This is a genomic window from Pseudomonas sp. W2-17 (assembly GCF_041060445.1).
In the GTDB taxonomy this organism is placed as follows: domain Bacteria; phylum Pseudomonadota; class Gammaproteobacteria; order Pseudomonadales; family Pseudomonadaceae; genus Aquipseudomonas.
Window position 1 is genome coordinate 68935 of sequence record NZ_JAUFNS010000001.1, and the last position, 15523, is coordinate 84457.

20 protein-coding genes are annotated in these 15523 nt (G+C 59.5%); 1 reads left to right on the forward strand and 19 read right to left on the reverse strand.

Annotation, left to right across the window (positions count from 1 at the left end; all coding sequences use genetic code 11):
* Positions 1-4: 4 nt before the first annotated feature.
* The 17 genes from QWI20_RS00340 to QWI20_RS00420 all read right to left on the reverse strand — a co-directional run bounded on the left by QWI20_RS00340 (position 5) and on the right by QWI20_RS00420 (position 14080).
* Positions 5-1405, reverse strand: a complete 1401-nt coding sequence (locus QWI20_RS00340) for a DNA circularization protein (protein WP_369303640.1) — start codon at positions 1403-1405, stop codon at positions 5-7.
* Positions 1406-3736 (reverse strand): phage tail tape measure protein, encoded by a 2331-nt coding sequence (locus QWI20_RS00345; protein ID WP_369303643.1) that lies wholly within the window; start codon positions 3734-3736, stop codon positions 1406-1408.
* Positions 3737-3866: 130 nt separating this feature from the next.
* Positions 3867-4190, reverse strand: a complete 324-nt coding sequence (locus tag QWI20_RS00350) for a phage tail assembly protein (RefSeq protein ID WP_369303644.1) — start codon at positions 4188-4190, stop codon at positions 3867-3869.
* Entirely contained in the window at positions 4187-4534 is a 348-nt protein-coding gene (locus tag QWI20_RS00355; RefSeq protein ID WP_133776789.1) for a phage tail tube protein, read from the reverse strand. Before QWI20_RS00355 ends, QWI20_RS00350 begins: the two co-directional genes overlap by 4 nt.
* Positions 4535-4591: 57 nt before the next feature.
* Positions 4592-6091 carry a phage tail sheath subtilisin-like domain-containing protein gene (locus tag QWI20_RS00360; protein ID WP_369303646.1) on the reverse strand — a complete coding sequence of 500 codons (1500 nt, stop codon included), beginning with the start codon at positions 6089-6091 and terminating at the stop codon, positions 4592-4594.
* Complete coding sequence (locus QWI20_RS00365; RefSeq protein WP_369303647.1) at positions 6088-6264, reverse strand: DUF2635 domain-containing protein; 177 nt, start codon at positions 6262-6264, stop codon at positions 6088-6090. Before QWI20_RS00365 ends, QWI20_RS00360 begins: the two co-directional genes overlap by 4 nt.
* Entirely contained in the window at positions 6261-6848 is a 588-nt protein-coding gene (locus QWI20_RS00370) for a hypothetical protein (RefSeq protein WP_369303648.1), read from the reverse strand. The genes QWI20_RS00365 and QWI20_RS00370 overlap by 4 nt, the downstream gene beginning before the upstream one ends.
* 15 nt (positions 6849-6863) lie before the next feature.
* On the reverse strand, positions 6864-7325 hold the full coding sequence (locus QWI20_RS00375; RefSeq protein WP_369303649.1) for a hypothetical protein: 462 nt from the start codon (positions 7323-7325) through the stop codon (positions 6864-6866).
* Positions 7318-7680, reverse strand: coding sequence for a phage head closure protein (locus QWI20_RS00380; RefSeq protein WP_369303650.1), 363 nt, complete (start codon positions 7678-7680; stop codon positions 7318-7320). Before QWI20_RS00380 ends, QWI20_RS00375 begins: the two co-directional genes overlap by 8 nt.
* Positions 7646-8008 (reverse strand): head-tail connector protein, encoded by a 363-nt coding sequence (locus QWI20_RS00385; protein ID WP_369303651.1) that lies wholly within the window; start codon positions 8006-8008, stop codon positions 7646-7648. Before QWI20_RS00385 ends, QWI20_RS00380 begins: the two co-directional genes overlap by 35 nt.
* Positions 8005-8184: a hypothetical protein gene (locus tag QWI20_RS00390; protein ID WP_133776782.1), complete on the reverse strand. Its 180-nt coding sequence runs from the start codon at positions 8182-8184 to the stop codon at positions 8005-8007. Before QWI20_RS00390 ends, QWI20_RS00385 begins: the two co-directional genes overlap by 4 nt.
* Positions 8185-8220: 36 nt before the next feature.
* A complete protein-coding gene (locus QWI20_RS00395) occupies positions 8221-9384 on the reverse strand; it encodes a phage major capsid protein (RefSeq protein WP_369303653.1) in 1164 nt (387 codons plus the stop codon).
* A gap of 3 nt (positions 9385-9387) precedes the next feature.
* Positions 9388-10050, reverse strand: coding sequence for an HK97 family phage prohead protease (locus QWI20_RS00400; protein WP_133776780.1), 663 nt, complete (start codon positions 10048-10050; stop codon positions 9388-9390).
* A gap of 18 nt (positions 10051-10068) precedes the next feature.
* Positions 10069-11337 (reverse strand): phage portal protein, encoded by a 1269-nt coding sequence (locus tag QWI20_RS00405; RefSeq protein WP_369303656.1) that lies wholly within the window; start codon positions 11335-11337, stop codon positions 10069-10071.
* Positions 11337-13058 carry a terminase large subunit gene (locus QWI20_RS00410; protein ID WP_369303658.1) on the reverse strand — a complete coding sequence of 574 codons (1722 nt, stop codon included), beginning with the start codon at positions 13056-13058 and terminating at the stop codon, positions 11337-11339. The genes QWI20_RS00405 and QWI20_RS00410 overlap by 1 nt, the downstream gene beginning before the upstream one ends.
* Entirely contained in the window at positions 13058-13537 is a 480-nt protein-coding gene (locus QWI20_RS00415) for a phage terminase small subunit P27 family (protein WP_369303660.1), read from the reverse strand. The genes QWI20_RS00410 and QWI20_RS00415 overlap by 1 nt, the downstream gene beginning before the upstream one ends.
* Positions 13538-13720: 183 nt before the next feature.
* Positions 13721-14080 (reverse strand): HNH endonuclease, encoded by a 360-nt coding sequence (locus QWI20_RS00420; RefSeq protein WP_369303661.1) that lies wholly within the window; start codon positions 14078-14080, stop codon positions 13721-13723.
* A gap of 271 nt (positions 14081-14351) precedes the next feature.
* Between QWI20_RS00420 and QWI20_RS00425 the strand changes: the two genes are divergently transcribed.
* Complete coding sequence (locus QWI20_RS00425) at positions 14352-14582, forward strand: hypothetical protein (protein ID WP_369303663.1); 231 nt, start codon at positions 14352-14354, stop codon at positions 14580-14582.
* A gap of 161 nt (positions 14583-14743) precedes the next feature.
* On the opposite strand, the gene QWI20_RS00430 is transcribed toward QWI20_RS00425, so the two are convergent.
* Positions 14744-15130, reverse strand: coding sequence for a hypothetical protein (locus tag QWI20_RS00430; protein ID WP_369303990.1), 387 nt, complete (start codon positions 15128-15130; stop codon positions 14744-14746).
* A gap of 41 nt (positions 15131-15171) precedes the next feature.
* A complete protein-coding gene (locus QWI20_RS00435; protein ID WP_074893635.1) occupies positions 15172-15489 on the reverse strand; it encodes a phage holin, lambda family in 318 nt (105 codons plus the stop codon).
* Positions 15490-15523: the final 34 nt, after the last annotated feature.

A 15523-nucleotide genomic window follows, 5' to 3' on the forward strand; every position in this document is an offset into this window, starting at 1 on the left:
GCGGTTACTCCCTGGCTACTTGAAGGGGTGCGGCAGGCACAAAGCCTGGGTGATTGATCTTGTTGCGCTGCACGATTTCACCCTCGCGAGTCGCGTCGCCGAAACGCCGGTAAGCCATCACCAACGCCGGCACGGTTTGCAGTGGGGTGACGCTGACAAGCTGCACACCGGAAGCGGCGACCGCTGTCAGGTGCCGCACCACTTGCTGTCGTGCCTCGTTGATCACGGGATAGTAAGTTGCGTCAGCCTTGAGCGCCGCCTGCCAGAACACCGAATCCAATGCGTCCCTTACAGCAACCACCTCATCGGCCACCGGCACCTCGGCTCGCGCCACGGGCTCGACGACTTGCTGCTGCAGCGACGCCGTCGACTCATCCTTGGCAGCGGGGGGCAGCACAGGCATTTGCGCGATCGTCGCGGTTGCCTGCACCAGGACCGCATCCTGAACAAGGTTGGCCAGCGCCTGAGCCGCAGCGGTGGTATCAGCGCCACTGCCCGCCATGACCGTGTCAATGCTGGCCGCATCCTCCGCCTGTCTGGACACAATCCCCACCGCATCGGTGTAGCTGTTGAACATTGATGCGCCGGCGCTGGTGGTGCTCGTGGCACTCGTCACGGATGCCGATGCGGATGTATCGACGTCACTGCCGCTGGTGGCACCACCGGACGTCCCGCCGGTGCTTGCACCGGAAGATGATCCGGTACCGCTTGACGCCGCAACGCTCGAACTCTTTGCTGAGGGCTGGCCCAGGTCGCTGAAGTAGCCACTGAACAGGCTCGACAGAGCGCCGGGCGAGTTGGTCAGCATTTGGGCCAGCGATCGCGCGGACCCGATCGCACTGCCCAGCGGGGAGAACTGCCCCGTGATGACGCCGAACGCACCGGTGACCGTGTTCTGCAGGCCGATCAAGTTGATACGCGCGGTGTCCACCGCGGCCATTGCCGACTTGTAACGCCCCAGCGCGGCGCTCCAGTAGCTGGCCGAGGTCTGCCCCGCCATACGCGCGGTGTTGGCACGCACCGATGGGTTTGTCTGGGCGTTGCCTGGATAGAACGTCAGGTCGAAGGTGACCATGCCGCCCTCTCGGCGACTGTGGGCCATCTCACAAGCACCGGGCACAACCAGCAACTGCCCAAGCCATGGATGAACAAGCGTGCCCTCCCCTTCGGTCTCCAAAGCCTTAAGCAGTTTGTCGCGGCGCTGGAAACAATCATCGCCGATGATGTAGGCCTTGACCTTGTGCACCCGGGCGACCTTGCCCATCTGTTCGGCGTATGCCTCGTCTCGCTTGGGGTACTCGTGCAGCTGAACCTTGCGCCCCACTGGCACCGACGTGTCCTCGATGAGGAACGTCTCGCCCCGAAACGACGCCGGCAATAACTGCTCGCGCCAGGTATCGGCCATCTATTGCGCTCCAGAAAGGGATCTATAACCGACATTGGTGCTGATCTTGAGCCCGGGCTGATCGGTCGTGGCCGGTTGAGGCCGCACGCCCCGCGTATCTCCCTCCAGCCGAATGACCAGCTCCCCGTTCAACTGCGACTTGCCTGACGCACCGGCGAGCAAATTGCCCGGTGCAGGCAGTATCGCGCCGGGCATCAGCGGCAGCGGGCGATCAAAGATCGGGCCGTTGTCGGCCGTAAACGACTCTTTTGGCTGACTGAGCCCAGCGGTGACGACTGGCGCTGCCTGCCGAGGAACCTGCGCCGCAGCGACAGGCGCAGCCTGTTTAATGCCATCTGCTGCAACCACGGGCGCAGGCTGCTGACTGATGCCCGCTGCGAAGTGCCTGAGCCCTTCCGTGCCGGTATTGATCACACCGCCGGACAGCGTGGCAGGGTCGCTTTTCGAGAAAAAGTTGCTGACCTGCGCCGCCTTGCCCTTGACCCAGCCGGTGGCCGCATCGGTTTTCTGATTGGCCCAGTCACCTGCCTCCATCAGCGGCTGAATGTAAGGCCGAATCCTCTCGAACAGGCCCTTGAAGTAAGCCACCAGTCGCTCCCACTTCTCGGTGACGATCTGCACCGGATCAAAGCCCAACTGCTCTTTGATCCAGCCCCATGCCGCAGCCATGGTGTCCTTGATGCCTTCCCAGGCGACGGCTGCCAAGGCGCGAATGACGTCCCACAGCGCGCTGAAAAACTCCGACAGCGGTTGCCAATTGCGAGCGATAACCGTCATGGGTGCCCAGTTGAAAGCAGCCTTCATGAAGTCCCAGGTGGACACAGCGGCGGCCTTGATGACGTCCCAGAGCGCTCCGAGGAATTCGCTGATGGGCTCCCAGTTGGCAATGATTTGTCCCACTGGCGACCACTTGAACAACTCTTTCATCCAGCCCCACACCGCCATTGCCGGGCCCTTGATGCTGTCCCACAGCTGCTCGAAGTACGGCGCCAGGGTGTCCCAATTTGCGACGATCACACCGACAGCGGCGGCAATAGCCACGGCCGCAATGCCGATCGGGGTCGCTGAAAAGGCAAGCCCTAACAACCTGGTGGCGACAGTTGCGGCTACCGCGCCCACGCGAATGGCAGTGAAAGCGACGCCCGCCATGGCGAGCCCTCTGACAAACGCCGGGTTGGCCTGAATGAACTCAGATACCCTGCTGATCAGCGGTCGTACGGCATTCACAACGGCGTTCAGCGCCGGCAGAAATGCATTGCCCAACGCAATGCCTGCACGATTTACAGCGTTGCGCATGAGCGTGAGATTGTTTTCGGTTGTAGCCGAACGCGAGGCGTACTCGGCTTCCATAGAACCTGCGTATTGCGAGGCCTCACCGGTCTTCTTAAGGTTGCTCTCAAGCAGCCCCAAGTTGGTCAGCAGCGGCGCGATAGCGGCGACGGACTCGGTTCCGAAAAGGTTGGTCAGCAACGCAGGCCGTTTGGTGGCGTCTACCGCAGCAATCCGCTTGAGTACGCCCACCATCGTAGCCTGCGCGTCTTTCTGCATCCCGACCGCGACCGCCTTGGAGTCAAGTCGAAGCGATTTAAAGGCCATCGCCTGTGACTTGGTTGCAGCGCTGCCCTTGGTGAGCGAAAGCATGAAGTTCTTGATGCCGGTGGCAGCAACTTCCTGCTCGACACCTACGCCCGCCATCGTCGCGCCCATCGCCGCGATCTGCCCCGAGGCCACACCGGCTACCTCACCCAACGGGCCTACCCGGGTGACGATGTCGGAAATCTGCTTGGTATTGGCCGGCCCGGTGTTCCCCAAGTAGTTGATCTTGTCAGCGAGCCCGACCACCTGGGCTTGGGTCATTTTGAAGGAGGTCCGCCACTTGGCCATCATGTCGCCGCTTTGCTCAGCGGTCTGGTCAAACGCGATGCCCATCTTTACCGCGTCTTGTGCAAAACCCAGAAGTTCTCCCCGGGCAATGCCTGACTGCCCGCCCGCTGCAACGATCTTGGCGATGTCATTGGCGGCCATCGGCAGCCGTTCCGACATTTTGGTGATGTCGTCGCCCATCTCCTTGAATTGGCTGGGCGCGTCAAAGTTGACTACCTTGCGCACGTCGGCCATCGCCGATTCGAACTCTATCGCTGCGCGCGTCCCCATCACGAACGGCGCTGCCAGCGCGCCGCCGGTGATGACCTCCTTGAAACTGAGATTGCCCAGACCTGTGTTCTGCAAGCCCTTGCGGAAGTTGGCAACGTTCTTGCGAATGCCGGCCAGCGTTGGCGACAGCTTGTCGACACCGGTGATCAGTGCCTTGAGCTGAAATTGATCTGCCATCAGTCCACCTGCAACGCGCGATTGATCCGCTGCGCCTGAGCCAGCGATTCAAGAAAGATATCCAGCGGCCTGGCCATCATCTGTTCGGGGTCAACCTTCCAGAAATAGGCCAGGTCGTAGACCAGAGAAATCAGGTCTTCGAGGCTGGTGACGCCGGGGTCATGAAAAAACCTGCCACCATCCAGGCAAGCTTGTTGAGGTCGGCCAGATCCAGCTGATTCACCGACGAAGGCGGAATGCCGGCGCACACGGCGATGTACTTGGCCGACACATCCAGATCCAGGCACACCGCCTCATCCGCATCGATCTTGTACGGCAATGCCTTGATCGCCCGGGCTTCCTGTGACGTCGGGCGGCGCAGCACCAATTCAGTGAGCTGTTCGCTGTGCGCCTGAATCGGGGTGCTCAGCTTGATAGGTGCGTTCGGATCAACAACCTGCTTTTCTTCACTCACAGCCATACCCCTTTAACGCCGTCAAATTGCAGCTCAATGGTGCCTTCCTCGCCGTTGGAACTCGGCTGATCCACCAGGTAGGCGCCGGAAAGTGTGTAGACCTTGCCGTTCTTGAGCTCGGCAGTGATGGTCATGTTCGTCCCCTCGGTCAAAGCCTTGAGCGGGAAGTTCGCTGTGTGCACCGCGGAGAACTTGAGCCAGGGCGCCTTGTCCTCCTCCTTGAAAAATCCAGGGACCACGGTCTCCCGCGTCTTGTCCATGAGCGGTGCTTCCACGCCGCCCTTGAGGGTTAACTGCGTGCCGTCAACCTTGACGTAGCAGGTACCAGCAACTTTCTGCCCCATGAGTGGGCCTCCAAATAAAAAGGCCCGCTCGTGGCGGGCCTTGAAAACGGGACAGCGTTACGCCGCTTCGGCGGTGTACTGCAGGCGGAACTGATTGAGCAGCGCGAAGATGCGCAAGCCGTTCACGTAATCCGGCGGGTACAGCACGTTGATGCGCGTCGGGCTCTTGCTGTCGCGCTCCACGATCAAGTACTGGGCGAACAGCGCCGAGTTCTCGACGTGGCCGTCGCGCTCCATGTTGCCGTATTCACTGATCAGCTCACCGCGAATCACATTGGGCGTGACGATCGGCTGACCATCGCCAAACTGGGTGCCATCGCTGGCCAGCTTGTGGCGACCGTACTTGCTGGTGATGATGCCTTTGAGGCGGCGCACGATGTACGCGCTTTGGTGCATGGTCTCGCTGTCCAGGTAGGAATCATCCGCCTGACCATAAGCGTTCTTCTGGTACGTGGTGATCGCACGCTGGACCCGCATGTAGCCGCCTTCGAAGAACAAGGTCGCGATACCGTACTGCAGCAGCGAGTTGAACTCGGTCAGCGTGAAGCGTGCCCCCTCAGGCGCGGGATCAATACCCACCAGCGCGCCGGTCTGGGTTGGCCGGCTGGCATCGGCGGACAGGAACACCGCCTGACGTGCAGCGCCGGCCGCGGCCACGCGCCAGAATGGCTGAGGAACGCCCGCTTCGAAGCCGAAGATGGTCATGTGCTGATCGTTGCGCGGCTGACCGGCTGCTACCAGCGTGCCAAGCGTGCCGCGCAGGGCGCTGTAAACGTGACCATAGAGCTGCTTTGCCCACGACCAGCGGCCACTGGCATCACCCATCGCAATTTTCCACGCGTCCAGGGTGGTGGTGTCGGCCCAGGGTACGCAAATAAACTCGAACGGTGCGTCGCCGAGCGCGGCAAGGGCGGCTGTAGCATCGGGGGAGCCCGCGCCGCCGGACATTGGCGCTACCACAACAGTAAGGCCCGCCGGGGTGAATTCGCCATTGCTCTTGCCCAGACGGTTCAGGCTCAGGCCGATATCGTTGCCTGAGTCACCCAGCCACTTGGACGTCAGCGTCACCACACCTGCCGCCGCAACCGCAGTTACAGGAAGATCGGCAGCAGCGTTGATCTTGGTAGCCAACGAAGCGGCAGCGACGGCGGCTGCAGCGCCGGAGGCCACAGTTGCCTGAACGCGCACACCCGCCACGTACAGGTTGATCAGCCCGGTTTCGGTGGCGGTGTTGGTGATGGTCACCTTGCCCGTAGCCGCTGTGCCGGCACTGGCCTTGACCGGCAAACACCAGATCTCGCCCACCAGGTCGTTCTGACGCCAGGTGTCATACATCGCCGCGAGCATCGAGCCCTGGCCGCCGATCGTCTTGGCCTGGGCCAGGCTCGACACCAGCACCAGCTTGCCGATTTCGTCTGCGGTGGACAGGTCGTTGACCTGACCCACGATCAAGCGGCGTAGCGCGCTGGATGCGCTGTTGGCGTTCGAGTTGTCCATTTCCGCATAGAACAGCGGCACGCGGATGTCCGCGGGGATCTGTTGGAATCCTACGCTCATTTGGTCGCGACCTCTTTGGCGGGCGAGTTAGGGATCACAACGTCGCCATCAGCCAGACGGCGGCGCCAGTAGGCGTCATCGGGCACTTCGCGTCCTTCAGACAGCAGCAGTTCCCCGGTTTCTGGATCGGGCACCGCGCGCCCTTTGGCCGGCGCCACAGTGATGCGGTTCATGGCAGTTCCTCTTTGAGTTGAATTTCAATACGCCCATCCGGGCCGGGGTATTTGAGGTTGCGGTCTGCCGGGTCGATGCAGTCCACGTTGATGTCCATGCCCTCCAGCTTGGGCAGACCGTCGAGCTCAAGCTCATGCCAGGTCTCGGCAGGATCCGTTGCCGCGTTGCGGCCCAGTTGGAAAGCAGTCACGAAGGAATAGCGGTAGATCACCAGCGCCCGGTCGATTTGCACCAGGTCACCGCCGTCGTAAGTGATGGGGTCGTAGTCGGGGCCTGGCCTCCAACCAACTAACGCCTGCCACAGCTGCGCTCGGATGTCGTGCAGCACATCCACGGCCAATTGCCCGCGTTGATCCTTCGCATCCAGGATGACGACCACATCAAAAGCGTCTGTGATGTCTTGCCGGATGCCGTTCTGCAGGTCGTTGTCGGTCGCGTCGTCACCGGTTGCAATCACAAACGCGCCGGGACGGTCCACTTGCTGGCTGGCCTTTACCGCGTCGAAGTCGATGCCGCCCGCCACGCGCCCACCGAACAGCGGGCAGCGCTGCCGCAGGTGCAGCACCACAGGAGTGATTTTCATTGGTTGTCTCGTTGATCAGCGCAGAGCGGCGGCAAAGGCCTGCTTGAGGATCGAGCGCACGGCGTCCTTGCTGTTGTTGAGCGCGTCGACCATGTAGTTCTCGCGCGGTTCGATCCGCCATGCTCCGGTCGCTTCCTGCTTTTTATGGGACTTGCCACGCTTGGCACCGCGGCGCACTCCGTACCAGAGGTAAGCCGGGTAGAAGTCCTTCATGTCGGCGGTCTTCTGCGGTTCGATCTTTACCAGGAAGCCGGCACGGCTGACCCGGTATTTAATCGAACGGCGCAGCCTGCCTTTGCGCATGCCGGGGTACTGGCCTTTGCCTGACACTGCGCGCTTGCTGACCAGCTTGCGGCCTTCGGCGCGCACCAGCACGCCAGCCTTGCGCATGGCCTTGCGGATTTCCTTCTTGTCGAAGTCGAGCTTGCCGTAGCTGTCGAACTCGCCGAAGTGCAGATAGGCTGCAGGTCTAGCCATATAGGCTTCCTCCAGGCTGTTCGAAGCCAAGTTCCTCGACCTCGAGCACGGTGAATCGGCGGCCGCCATTCATGGCAGCGACCCGACGCACCGCATAGATACAGCCCTCCGACGCGATTTCATCCGCCACGGTGACTCCCTGCAGGTACCGAACAAATACCCGGTGGGTGATTTTGTTGTCGGTTTGCACTCCATTGGCATACACGGCCGTGCCTACGGGTTCAATCTTTGCCCAGCGATCCCTCGGCAGCGTGAGCACCGAATCAAGACCCATGTCTTCGGCCGGGTAATCGGTTCTTCGTTGAATCGTAATGCGCCGATTAAGGTCGCCAGCACCAAGGTCCTGGTATGCCATTTTCTTCGTCCGGTTCGGGTGCATCGCGGAAGTTGCGCGAGCTCCATAGAAAGGAGTCGACCGCCAACGGCAGCGTTTCCAGCGCTGCGCCCGAGGCGACGGCCTCTCGGTTTTCGTAGGAATGAGCCGTGAGAAGCAGCAGTGCGACTTTGAATGATGCCGGTATGTCGGATGCGGCAACCAGCAATGGGTTATCGCAATACCACAAGGCCCAGGCCAGTGCCGACTCCGCGTACAGCAGGATCAACTCGTCTTCGTCCGTATGATCAATTCGAAGATGCAGACGAATGACATTGAGGCTGAGCAAGTCGGCAACGGCTATGGTCATTTTTTGGAACCTTTCTTCGGCGGCAGGTCTTGAGCTGGATCGTCCTCAACCACCTCTGCCAGCTCCAATCCGACCAATGCCTCGGCGTATTCTTCCTTGACTTCGCGGACCTCAAACTGACTGAAGTTTCCGGCGTAGTAATGCGAAAACTGGCGCAGCGCGCGAATCTTGATCATCAGTACTAATGGGGCAGTTGCCTGCCCCGCCCTCGATTAAGCTGCGGTTGCGAAAGGACCGGTGATGATTGCGGTTGGCCGGTAGTGAGCCAGGGCCAAGCGTTCTTCACACAGAATGGTCAGCATGTTCTTGACGAAGTTGTCACGGTCTTCGCGGCTCACTTCGACAGTCGCGTCCATGCGGTCCCAGACCTGGGAAGCCAGATCAAAGCCGCCCACGGTGAACGTGCCCAGGGCCTGGGCTTTGGTAGCAACAACCGGCAGCCCCCACATAACCTTGGCTGCAAAGGCAGCTGGACCGCCGAAGATGTAGCGACCATCAGCATCTTTCAGCAGCGCAATTGCATGCCAGTCACGCGGATTGAGAATGATGCCGGACGCTTCAAACTCAGATTCGCTGGTCTGGAAGATCGCGTGAGCAATCTTGTCGGCGCGTGTGTCACCGGTCACGTTCAGCGTTGCGTCGTACGCAGTCGCCACCTTGTTCAGGCCGGTCAGGTTGTCACCGGTGCCGTCACCGTTCAGCAACTGGCCTTCTTCGACCAAAGCCAGGCCGAACAGCAGCCGGTTGTTCACGTACGACTCGAGCATCGGCGCATCGTCCATCACTTGGCGCGAGGCCTGGATCCAGTGAGCGATGGTTTTGACGTTCGCCGTTTCCTTGGTGAAAGTCAGGTTCGACTCGGGCTTCAGATTGCCTTCCGCAACAGGCCCCGCGCTGTTGGTGAAGATGTTCTCGCGAACATATTCCAGGGAGTTCGAACTGATTCGGCCCTGAGCGAGCAAGTCGCGAATGGTGAGACGACGCAGGCCCGGCATCAAAATACCAGCGTTGCGCTGTGGCTCGATCAAGGCGCCGGCGGAACCTGCCGTACTGCCCAGTTGCTTGTTGAAGCTCTTGACGTCGACCTTGCCCGACGACTTACCGTCCCAAGACTTCTGAAGATCAATCGCCGTTTGCTCTGCAAAGGATTTCTTCGTTTCCGGGTTGTCCAGATTGCCCGCGGCAAGCTTTTGTTCCAGGTCGAACAAGCGAGTGCCGGATTTGGTCAACTCTTCCTGGACGGACTGAAGGTCGGTTTGCAGTTTTTTACTGACCGCACCGGTTTCGGTAATTTCTTTTTTCTGCGCATCGAACAGTTCAGTCATGTTCTTTTGCGATTCTTCGATAGCCTTTTGGATTTGAGCCAATTCGGACATGGTTTATTTTCCTACAGATGGGAAGGACTTAAGGCGATCCAGGATCGCGGTGATTTCGCCACCTTCGGAATCGCTCCGAACTGCGGACTTAATCCGGGCTACAAGGCCCAGCGCTTGCGACTTGGACAGGCCGACCGAATCCCTCAGCCAGTGCTCAATGTCGCGAATGGTGGTGATGGACTCCATTGATTTCATGGACTCAATAGTTGCCAGCTCATTGGCTGGGAACGTGCAGATGCTTATCTCGCGAAGGGCGGCCACACTCTTAAACGCGCGGCCGGTGGGGATCATGTCGAAGTCGTCTTTCATCACGGTGAAGCCGACAGACATCCCCTCGACAGTCTTGTGCTCCATAGCGGCGCGCAGGTCGTTAGAAACAGAAAGACCTGGCGTCAGTTCGCCTCGAACGATCAGGCCCTTGCTGTCCTCTGTAAGCGACTGCCATTTGCCCACAGGCAACCCGTAGGTTTGGTGGTTGAAGAACATGCCAACCTGCCGGCTCTGCGTGTTCAGGGCTTTTTTAAACGCGCCCGGAAGGATGATATCGCCATCCGAATCGATAACATCGAAAACGCTGGCATACCCCTCGAAAACCCCTACCTTCCCGCTGGCATCAAATTTGATTTCAGCCTCGGCGAAGGCCAGGGTCTTTTGAATGTTTGACATTTGGCAGCTCCAGAAAAACTAAACCCCGCCAGGGGCGGGGTTTGTTTGTCCAAGTTGAGTAAGCGGCACGTTCTGAGACTGCCGGGTTGCAACGTCTCCACCAGGTAATGGCGGCTCATTGTCCAGGCGCCTGAGCTCGTTGACTGTTCGCAGCCCTTTATCTGCCATGGTGCCCATGTATGCAGCACGGGCGGTGGAGTCTCCGCGCAACAAGCCGTCGAGGTTGTGTTCAGCATGGAGGTGCCCAAGATCGGCTGGCTTTATAAGCCAGCGCTCAATGGCGTATTCCCACCGATTCAGGAAAGGCGAAAGAGTGTATTGAAGAAAGCCCAGGTTCTGCTGTTCGATGCCGGACCCCCAACTGGTCGTTTTCTCGACATCACCCACCAAGTGCGGGGGCACGCCGAAGAAGCGGGCGAGCTCGCTCACTTGGAACTTGCGCGCGGCCATCGTTTCCGCATCTTGCGGGCTGACACCGATTGACTGCGTAGTGAAGCCAGCCTCCAGAATCCACAAGCGCTTTTTGACTGGGCCACCTGCGATTTCCTTGAAGTTCTCGCCGAGCTGCTTGCGTTGCTCTTTGTCCAGAATCTTGTCGCCGGTCATGAGGATTTGCGGCGACTTCGCGCCGTTAGCGTAGAAGTCACGCTGCTGATCTTCCATGGCCACAGCCACGCTGGCGGTCTTTGCTGCGAAGGCTATCGGTGAAAGCCCCACCAATCCGTTGAAGCCGAACCCTTTGAGATGAAATATATCGGAGTGCTTGAAATCAGCGAACTCGGTGTCGCGCCGATATCGGTAAACGATTCGCTTGCCTTCCATGCGTACATCCATGTTGACGGACATCAGAGGCATGAGGCTGATCACATCGCCAACGCTGTTGCGCTCGATCAGCGCATAGGCATTGCCGTAATAGCAAAGCTGCATAGTCATTGCTTCGCGAAACTCAACGGCCGTCATGTACTGATTTGGGCTGTAGCGCAGCAGCCTGGCCAGTGGGTTGTCGATTCCCACCTTCGACCGGTTGTTGTCTTTCGTCTGAAAGACATCCAAAGGAAGGCCGGCCCCCACTGTAGAGATCAGACGCACACATGCGAAAACCGTAGCGATCTGCAGCGATCTTTCGTCGGTGACGATCGAATCTCCGACAGCTCCCGACGCGGAGACGGGGCCTGACTGAGATCCCCTTTCGGGAGTCGTCAGCCGTCCGCCTACGAAGAAGCTCGCCATGCGCGCCCAAAAGGGGCTGCGAGTGCGCAGGTCAATGCTGTAGTCGGTATCGGCCATTACATGCTCAGTGTTTGATTTAGGAAGTCTTCAACCGGACGGCTAGGCGCGACGTTCGCGAGTATCCGGCCGATGGTCATGATCAGCGCCACCGCCCCATCAATCTTGTTGTCGTCGCCTTGCTTGATCGGCCGCACAACGTCGTCGTTACCGGGTAGGTGCTTGCCGATCACATTGCCGATACACCAGGTCATGATTGGGTTACCGTCATGGTGGAATCGTCCGGACTCGATAGCCGCTTCGAGCTCCTTCATAGGGTCCGACATATTGGTGTAGTTCTGGATGATGGTGATGGGGCAGAACCCCTCGTCATCCAAGTCATGGCTCAAGCCTGTAGCACCATGCGGGTCGATGGGTGACTCTCGCAAAGGCGCCTGGTGATTGGCCTCTTTGGTGTCCTCAAGGATTTCCCGGTAGTCGATTTCCGCGCCTGGTGTAACGTCCAGATGCTGCGAGTTGATCCATGCTTGGAAACGCTCAGACATGCGCCGATTGTCGCTGTTGAAGACGGTGTCTTCAGGCACCCAAAACTTCGGAGCGATGCTGTAGTAATGCACTCGATCATCAATGACGCGCCAAAACAGACGGGCCCTTGAGTTCATGTCCAGCTTGCGTGCCAAGTCGAAACCAGCAACCCACTCCTGCCCCTCGAACTGATCAAGCGTCAGCGTCGTGTCTTCGCAGGCCTTCCAGCGCTCCATGTTGAAGAAGCCAGATTTGGCGCTTACCCACAGATTCAGATGCTTGGTTTTGAACGTGTTGGCGAAACGCGCAGAACGAATGGCCCTCGCCTGCTGGCTTTCCAGATACTCCTGAAACACAGACACGCCGTGATTCGGATTGGCCTTGGCCAGCATCTTCGGATCGGTCCAGTCATCACCATCGTCGAGAGTCCATATCCAGCCGAACAGTTCGTCGTCGGGTACAGTGCCGGCCAGCATCTCAACGACCTGGCGACGCTTGTCGTAGCAAGGCCCTTCGATGTCGGCGCCCGCGGTGGTGATGATGAACATCAACGGCTGACGCCTTGCACCCATACCGGTCAGCATCGTGTCGTACTGCGCCGAGGTCCGATGCTCGTGGTATTCGTCCACGATCGCGCAACTTGGTGAAGCGCCGTCACCCGGGTCGCCAATCAGCGGCTCGAAGCGGCTGAAGTCGGAGGGGATACTCATGTTCGAGGCATTGACCTCGATCCCCGCCGCCTGGACCAGCATTGGCGATTTGCTGACCATCAGCTTCGCAGGCCTGAAAACCTCCCACGCCTGTTTCTCCGTGGTCGCTCCGGCGTACACCTCGGCGCCGTGCTCGCCATCAGCGACAAACATGCTGATGCCCACGCCGCCGGCGACAACGGATTTACCGTTCTTGCGGGGTACCTCCCAATAGCTTTCGCGGAACCGTCGATGCCCGCCCTTCTTTTTGACCCAGCCAAATGTGACGGCCAGGCCGAACAGCTGCCAAGGCTCCAGGCTGATCAGCTGCCGCTTGAAAGCCCACTCGCCCTTTGTATGAGGCAGGAGCTGTATCAGCTTGAGTTTCTTCTCAGCCTTTACAGGATCGAACTTGAATCGGAAACCACGCTTACGACTGGCAGCCATGTCGTCGAAGTGACGCTGCACCGCCTGATGAATGAAGCGGCACGCCGGTACCTTGCCGCGCAGCAATGACCGACCCCACGCCATCGCCTTGTCGACGTTGGGGTGGGATGGTTTGGTCATCAGCTACTCAATAGTTTGGCGAATTCGTTGGTTTCTTTTTCCTTGTTGCCGCCGATAAGGCGTGTGCGGCTCGCCGGGTCCAACCCAAGCATCGACCCGAAGGTCACCATCTGGCGCATCGTTTCGTTTGCCGCGGTCAAGGCCGGGTTTTTCATCGGGCCGCCAGTGGCTCCGGTCACCACAATGCCGAACTGCTTGATCGACTCTTGCGCGAGCCGCCAGTTGTCATAGGCGCTGCAGAATGCTTCGACGTTATGCAGATCGGTGATGGCCACCACGTTCTCGCGAAGCAACTCTGGAACGATCATTTTCCACATCGTGGCTGCGCGTTCGCTCAACCACTCGGGCGGGTCGATCTGAGTGATCTTTGAAAACTGGGGCTCTGCATGGTTGAGCGCTCGCTTGCCTGGATTGCCTGCGAGAACCTTCTGGGCCGTGGGTTTGGGAGTACGGCCCGACCTCCCCTTCACCCCGGCCATGGGCCCACTCCTGAGTTTTATATTTCGCGGGTGTAAAAAAACGACGGGCAGGCGGTGTCCGCCTCGTAAACCCCTAGACTTTCGACCCTCCCCCCCGCCCCAAAACGGTGCACATCCGACGAGCGGTCGGGAAGTTGGCGTGCCACACTGGGCCACTGCCGTGTCACAGCCTCCCGCCACGCCTCAGCCGTTGGCGCGGGCGGCCTGCGCCTCGCGCGCCGTCTTCAGCTTGTGGCAGTCGTGATGGATCGCCCTGAGGTTGCTTGGGTAGTCAGTGCCGCCATGTGCCAAGGCCACGATGTGGTCGACCTCCGTCGCAGCACGCACTCTGCCAAGCCGAACGCAATCATCGCAACGGCATAGGTAATGATCGCGCGCGAGAATCTGATCTCGCAGTCGTCGCCATGGCCTGCCGCCACGGCCCGAGCCTTGCCTGGCTCCCCATGCCTTGGAGAGATCCAGGTGCGCGTCGCAGTACTTGGCGTTGCGAGTCAGCGCATTGCAATCTCTCGCGGCGCATGGCTTGAGAGTTCTCTGCGGCATGAGCGCCTCAACATATGGAGCAGGTCGGCCACTTGCATCGCGCGAATGCCAGGGCACCAGCGTAATCGTGGTCTTCCTGCATGATCATTGGAGATGGTTTGTAGCCCTCGTACAGGCGGCCGGGTATTCGGCTTCGGGCAAACGCGGCTGCGTCCCGCTCCAGAAAGTGGCCCGAGCATTGCTTAAACGTGTGACTAACTAAACCGCGGTGGAAACTTGGCGTACCGAACTCGCCATAGAGATCAACGCCACCTTCATGCGAGGAGTGAACATGAAATACGAAGAGTTTGAGCAGCTGTTTCAAGATTACAAACTGCTTGCAGCTCAGCTAGCCAAATTGAGAGCCGAGGGGACGCATGGTCATCCCGCCCTCATAGATGCTATGGAGCAGTTGTGCGACGCAAATCTTAATCTCAAAGAAAGGCTTGAGGAACTTAGCTGCGCCGAAGCTGGCATCAGTCCCGCGCGCAAGCGGAAGCCAGATCTGCGAATCGTGAAGTAGACCTCGTCGTCGATCATTTACTTCTACTGCGAAGGATTTGGGCGTCTACCTGATCGGCGCACGTGTCGAGCAGCTTGATGGCCTGATCCTTCAGTTCCCATACGTCGCCGTTATCACGCAGATCGGTATCGTCTGCATTGACCCGCTCGCACGGGATCAGCTCAGGGTCTTCCAGCCTTATCGCCGTGGTCTTTGTTACCACTTGCGGCTTTGCCGCGCAGGCCGTCAGGCAAAGGCTGAGCAGCCCAATCACGAACAGGTTTGTCGTCGCGCTTGAGATCATCGAAATCCTTTTTGGCCTTTCTGGCCTTTTCTTCGCTGGCTTTGATACGTTTGGCGAGGTCCGCGGTGTAGTCGGCGTTGCGCTGCGCTTCGGCACGCAGCGTGGTGATCGTCGCCTGGCTGGCGTTGTTCGCATCCACCGCTTCCTGCTTAGCTTTAGCCTCGACGGTCACAGCGCCCTGAAGCGTGACGACGCGGATCTGCTGGATAGCGATCAACAGGCTCATCACGATGACGATGACGATGGCCGCCGCAATGGCTCGCAGTGTGGAGCCAACCTTGGCTACTGCGACAACGGGTTCGAGGCTCATAGTGAGTCCGCCTTGCGGCCGAGGAATCGGATGATCAGTTCGCGGATCGCGGTGACACCGATGAACCCGATAGTGCCGCCCGCGGCGACAGACAGGCTCGAGGGCCAGGCCATCCATTCGATGACGCTGCTGGCAGACAGGCTCAGCGCGCCGCAGATCAGCGCCTCGAGCACAACGCGCCACTTGTTGGCCTCTTTTCCTTCGTACAGCACGCGCAGTAGTGAAATCGTTGCGGCCATGATCGCTCCTTGCCAGAGCGGATTCGACAGGACGAGCCAGACCTGCGCCCAGAAGTCAGGTGATTTTTCAGGCATGTTCGTCGTAGTCCGACATCCGCCCTTTCGGGAT

What these genes read in the sequence shown, in the direction of transcription:
- QWI20_RS00380 (WP_369303650.1), bottom strand. Translation starts at nt 7,680, where the DNA reads ATGGCATACCAGGACCTTGGTGCTGGCGACCTTAATCGGCGCATTACG.
- QWI20_RS00415 (WP_369303660.1), bottom strand. Translation starts at nt 13,537, where the DNA reads ATGGCCGGGGTGAAGGGGAGGTCGGGCCGTACTCCCAAACCCACGGCC.
- QWI20_RS00375 (WP_369303649.1), bottom strand. Translation starts at nt 7,325, where the DNA reads ATGGCTAGACCTGCAGCCTATCTGCACTTCGGCGAGTTCGACAGCTAC.
- QWI20_RS00435 (WP_074893635.1), bottom strand. Translation starts at nt 15,489, where the DNA reads ATGCCTGAAAAATCACCTGACTTCTGGGCGCAGGTCTGGCTCGTCCTG.
- QWI20_RS00400 (WP_133776780.1), bottom strand. Translation starts at nt 10,050, where the DNA reads ATGTCAAACATTCAAAAGACCCTGGCCTTCGCCGAGGCTGAAATCAAA.
- QWI20_RS00345 (WP_369303643.1), bottom strand. Translation starts at nt 3,736, where the DNA reads ATGGCAGATCAATTTCAGCTCAAGGCACTGATCACCGGTGTCGACAAG.
- QWI20_RS00370 (WP_369303648.1), bottom strand. Translation starts at nt 6,848, where the DNA reads ATGAAAATCACTCCTGTGGTGCTGCACCTGCGGCAGCGCTGCCCGCTG.
- QWI20_RS00405 (WP_369303656.1), bottom strand. Translation starts at nt 11,337, where the DNA reads ATGGCCGATACCGACTACAGCATTGACCTGCGCACTCGCAGCCCCTTT.
- QWI20_RS00390 (WP_133776782.1), bottom strand. Translation starts at nt 8,184, where the DNA reads ATGATCAAGATTCGCGCGCTGCGCCAGTTTTCGCATTACTACGCCGGA.
- QWI20_RS00385 (WP_369303651.1), bottom strand. Translation starts at nt 8,008, where the DNA reads ATGACCATAGCCGTTGCCGACTTGCTCAGCCTCAATGTCATTCGTCTG.
- QWI20_RS00410 (WP_369303658.1), bottom strand. Translation starts at nt 13,058, where the DNA reads ATGACCAAACCATCCCACCCCAACGTCGACAAGGCGATGGCGTGGGGT.
- QWI20_RS00355 (WP_133776789.1), bottom strand. Translation starts at nt 4,534, where the DNA reads ATGGGGCAGAAAGTTGCTGGTACCTGCTACGTCAAGGTTGACGGCACG.
- QWI20_RS00365 (WP_369303647.1), bottom strand. Translation starts at nt 6,264, where the DNA reads ATGAACCGCATCACTGTGGCGCCGGCCAAAGGGCGCGCGGTGCCCGAT.
- QWI20_RS00360 (WP_369303646.1), bottom strand. Translation starts at nt 6,091, where the DNA reads ATGAGCGTAGGATTCCAACAGATCCCCGCGGACATCCGCGTGCCGCTG.
- QWI20_RS00340 (WP_369303640.1), bottom strand. Translation starts at nt 1,405, where the DNA reads ATGGCCGATACCTGGCGCGAGCAGTTATTGCCGGCGTCGTTTCGGGGC.
- QWI20_RS00425 (WP_369303663.1), top strand. Translation starts at nt 14,352, where the DNA reads ATGAAATACGAAGAGTTTGAGCAGCTGTTTCAAGATTACAAACTGCTT.
- QWI20_RS00395 (WP_369303653.1), bottom strand. Translation starts at nt 9,384, where the DNA reads ATGTCCGAATTGGCTCAAATCCAAAAGGCTATCGAAGAATCGCAAAAG.
- QWI20_RS00420 (WP_369303661.1), bottom strand. Translation starts at nt 14,080, where the DNA reads ATGCCGCAGAGAACTCTCAAGCCATGCGCCGCGAGAGATTGCAATGCG.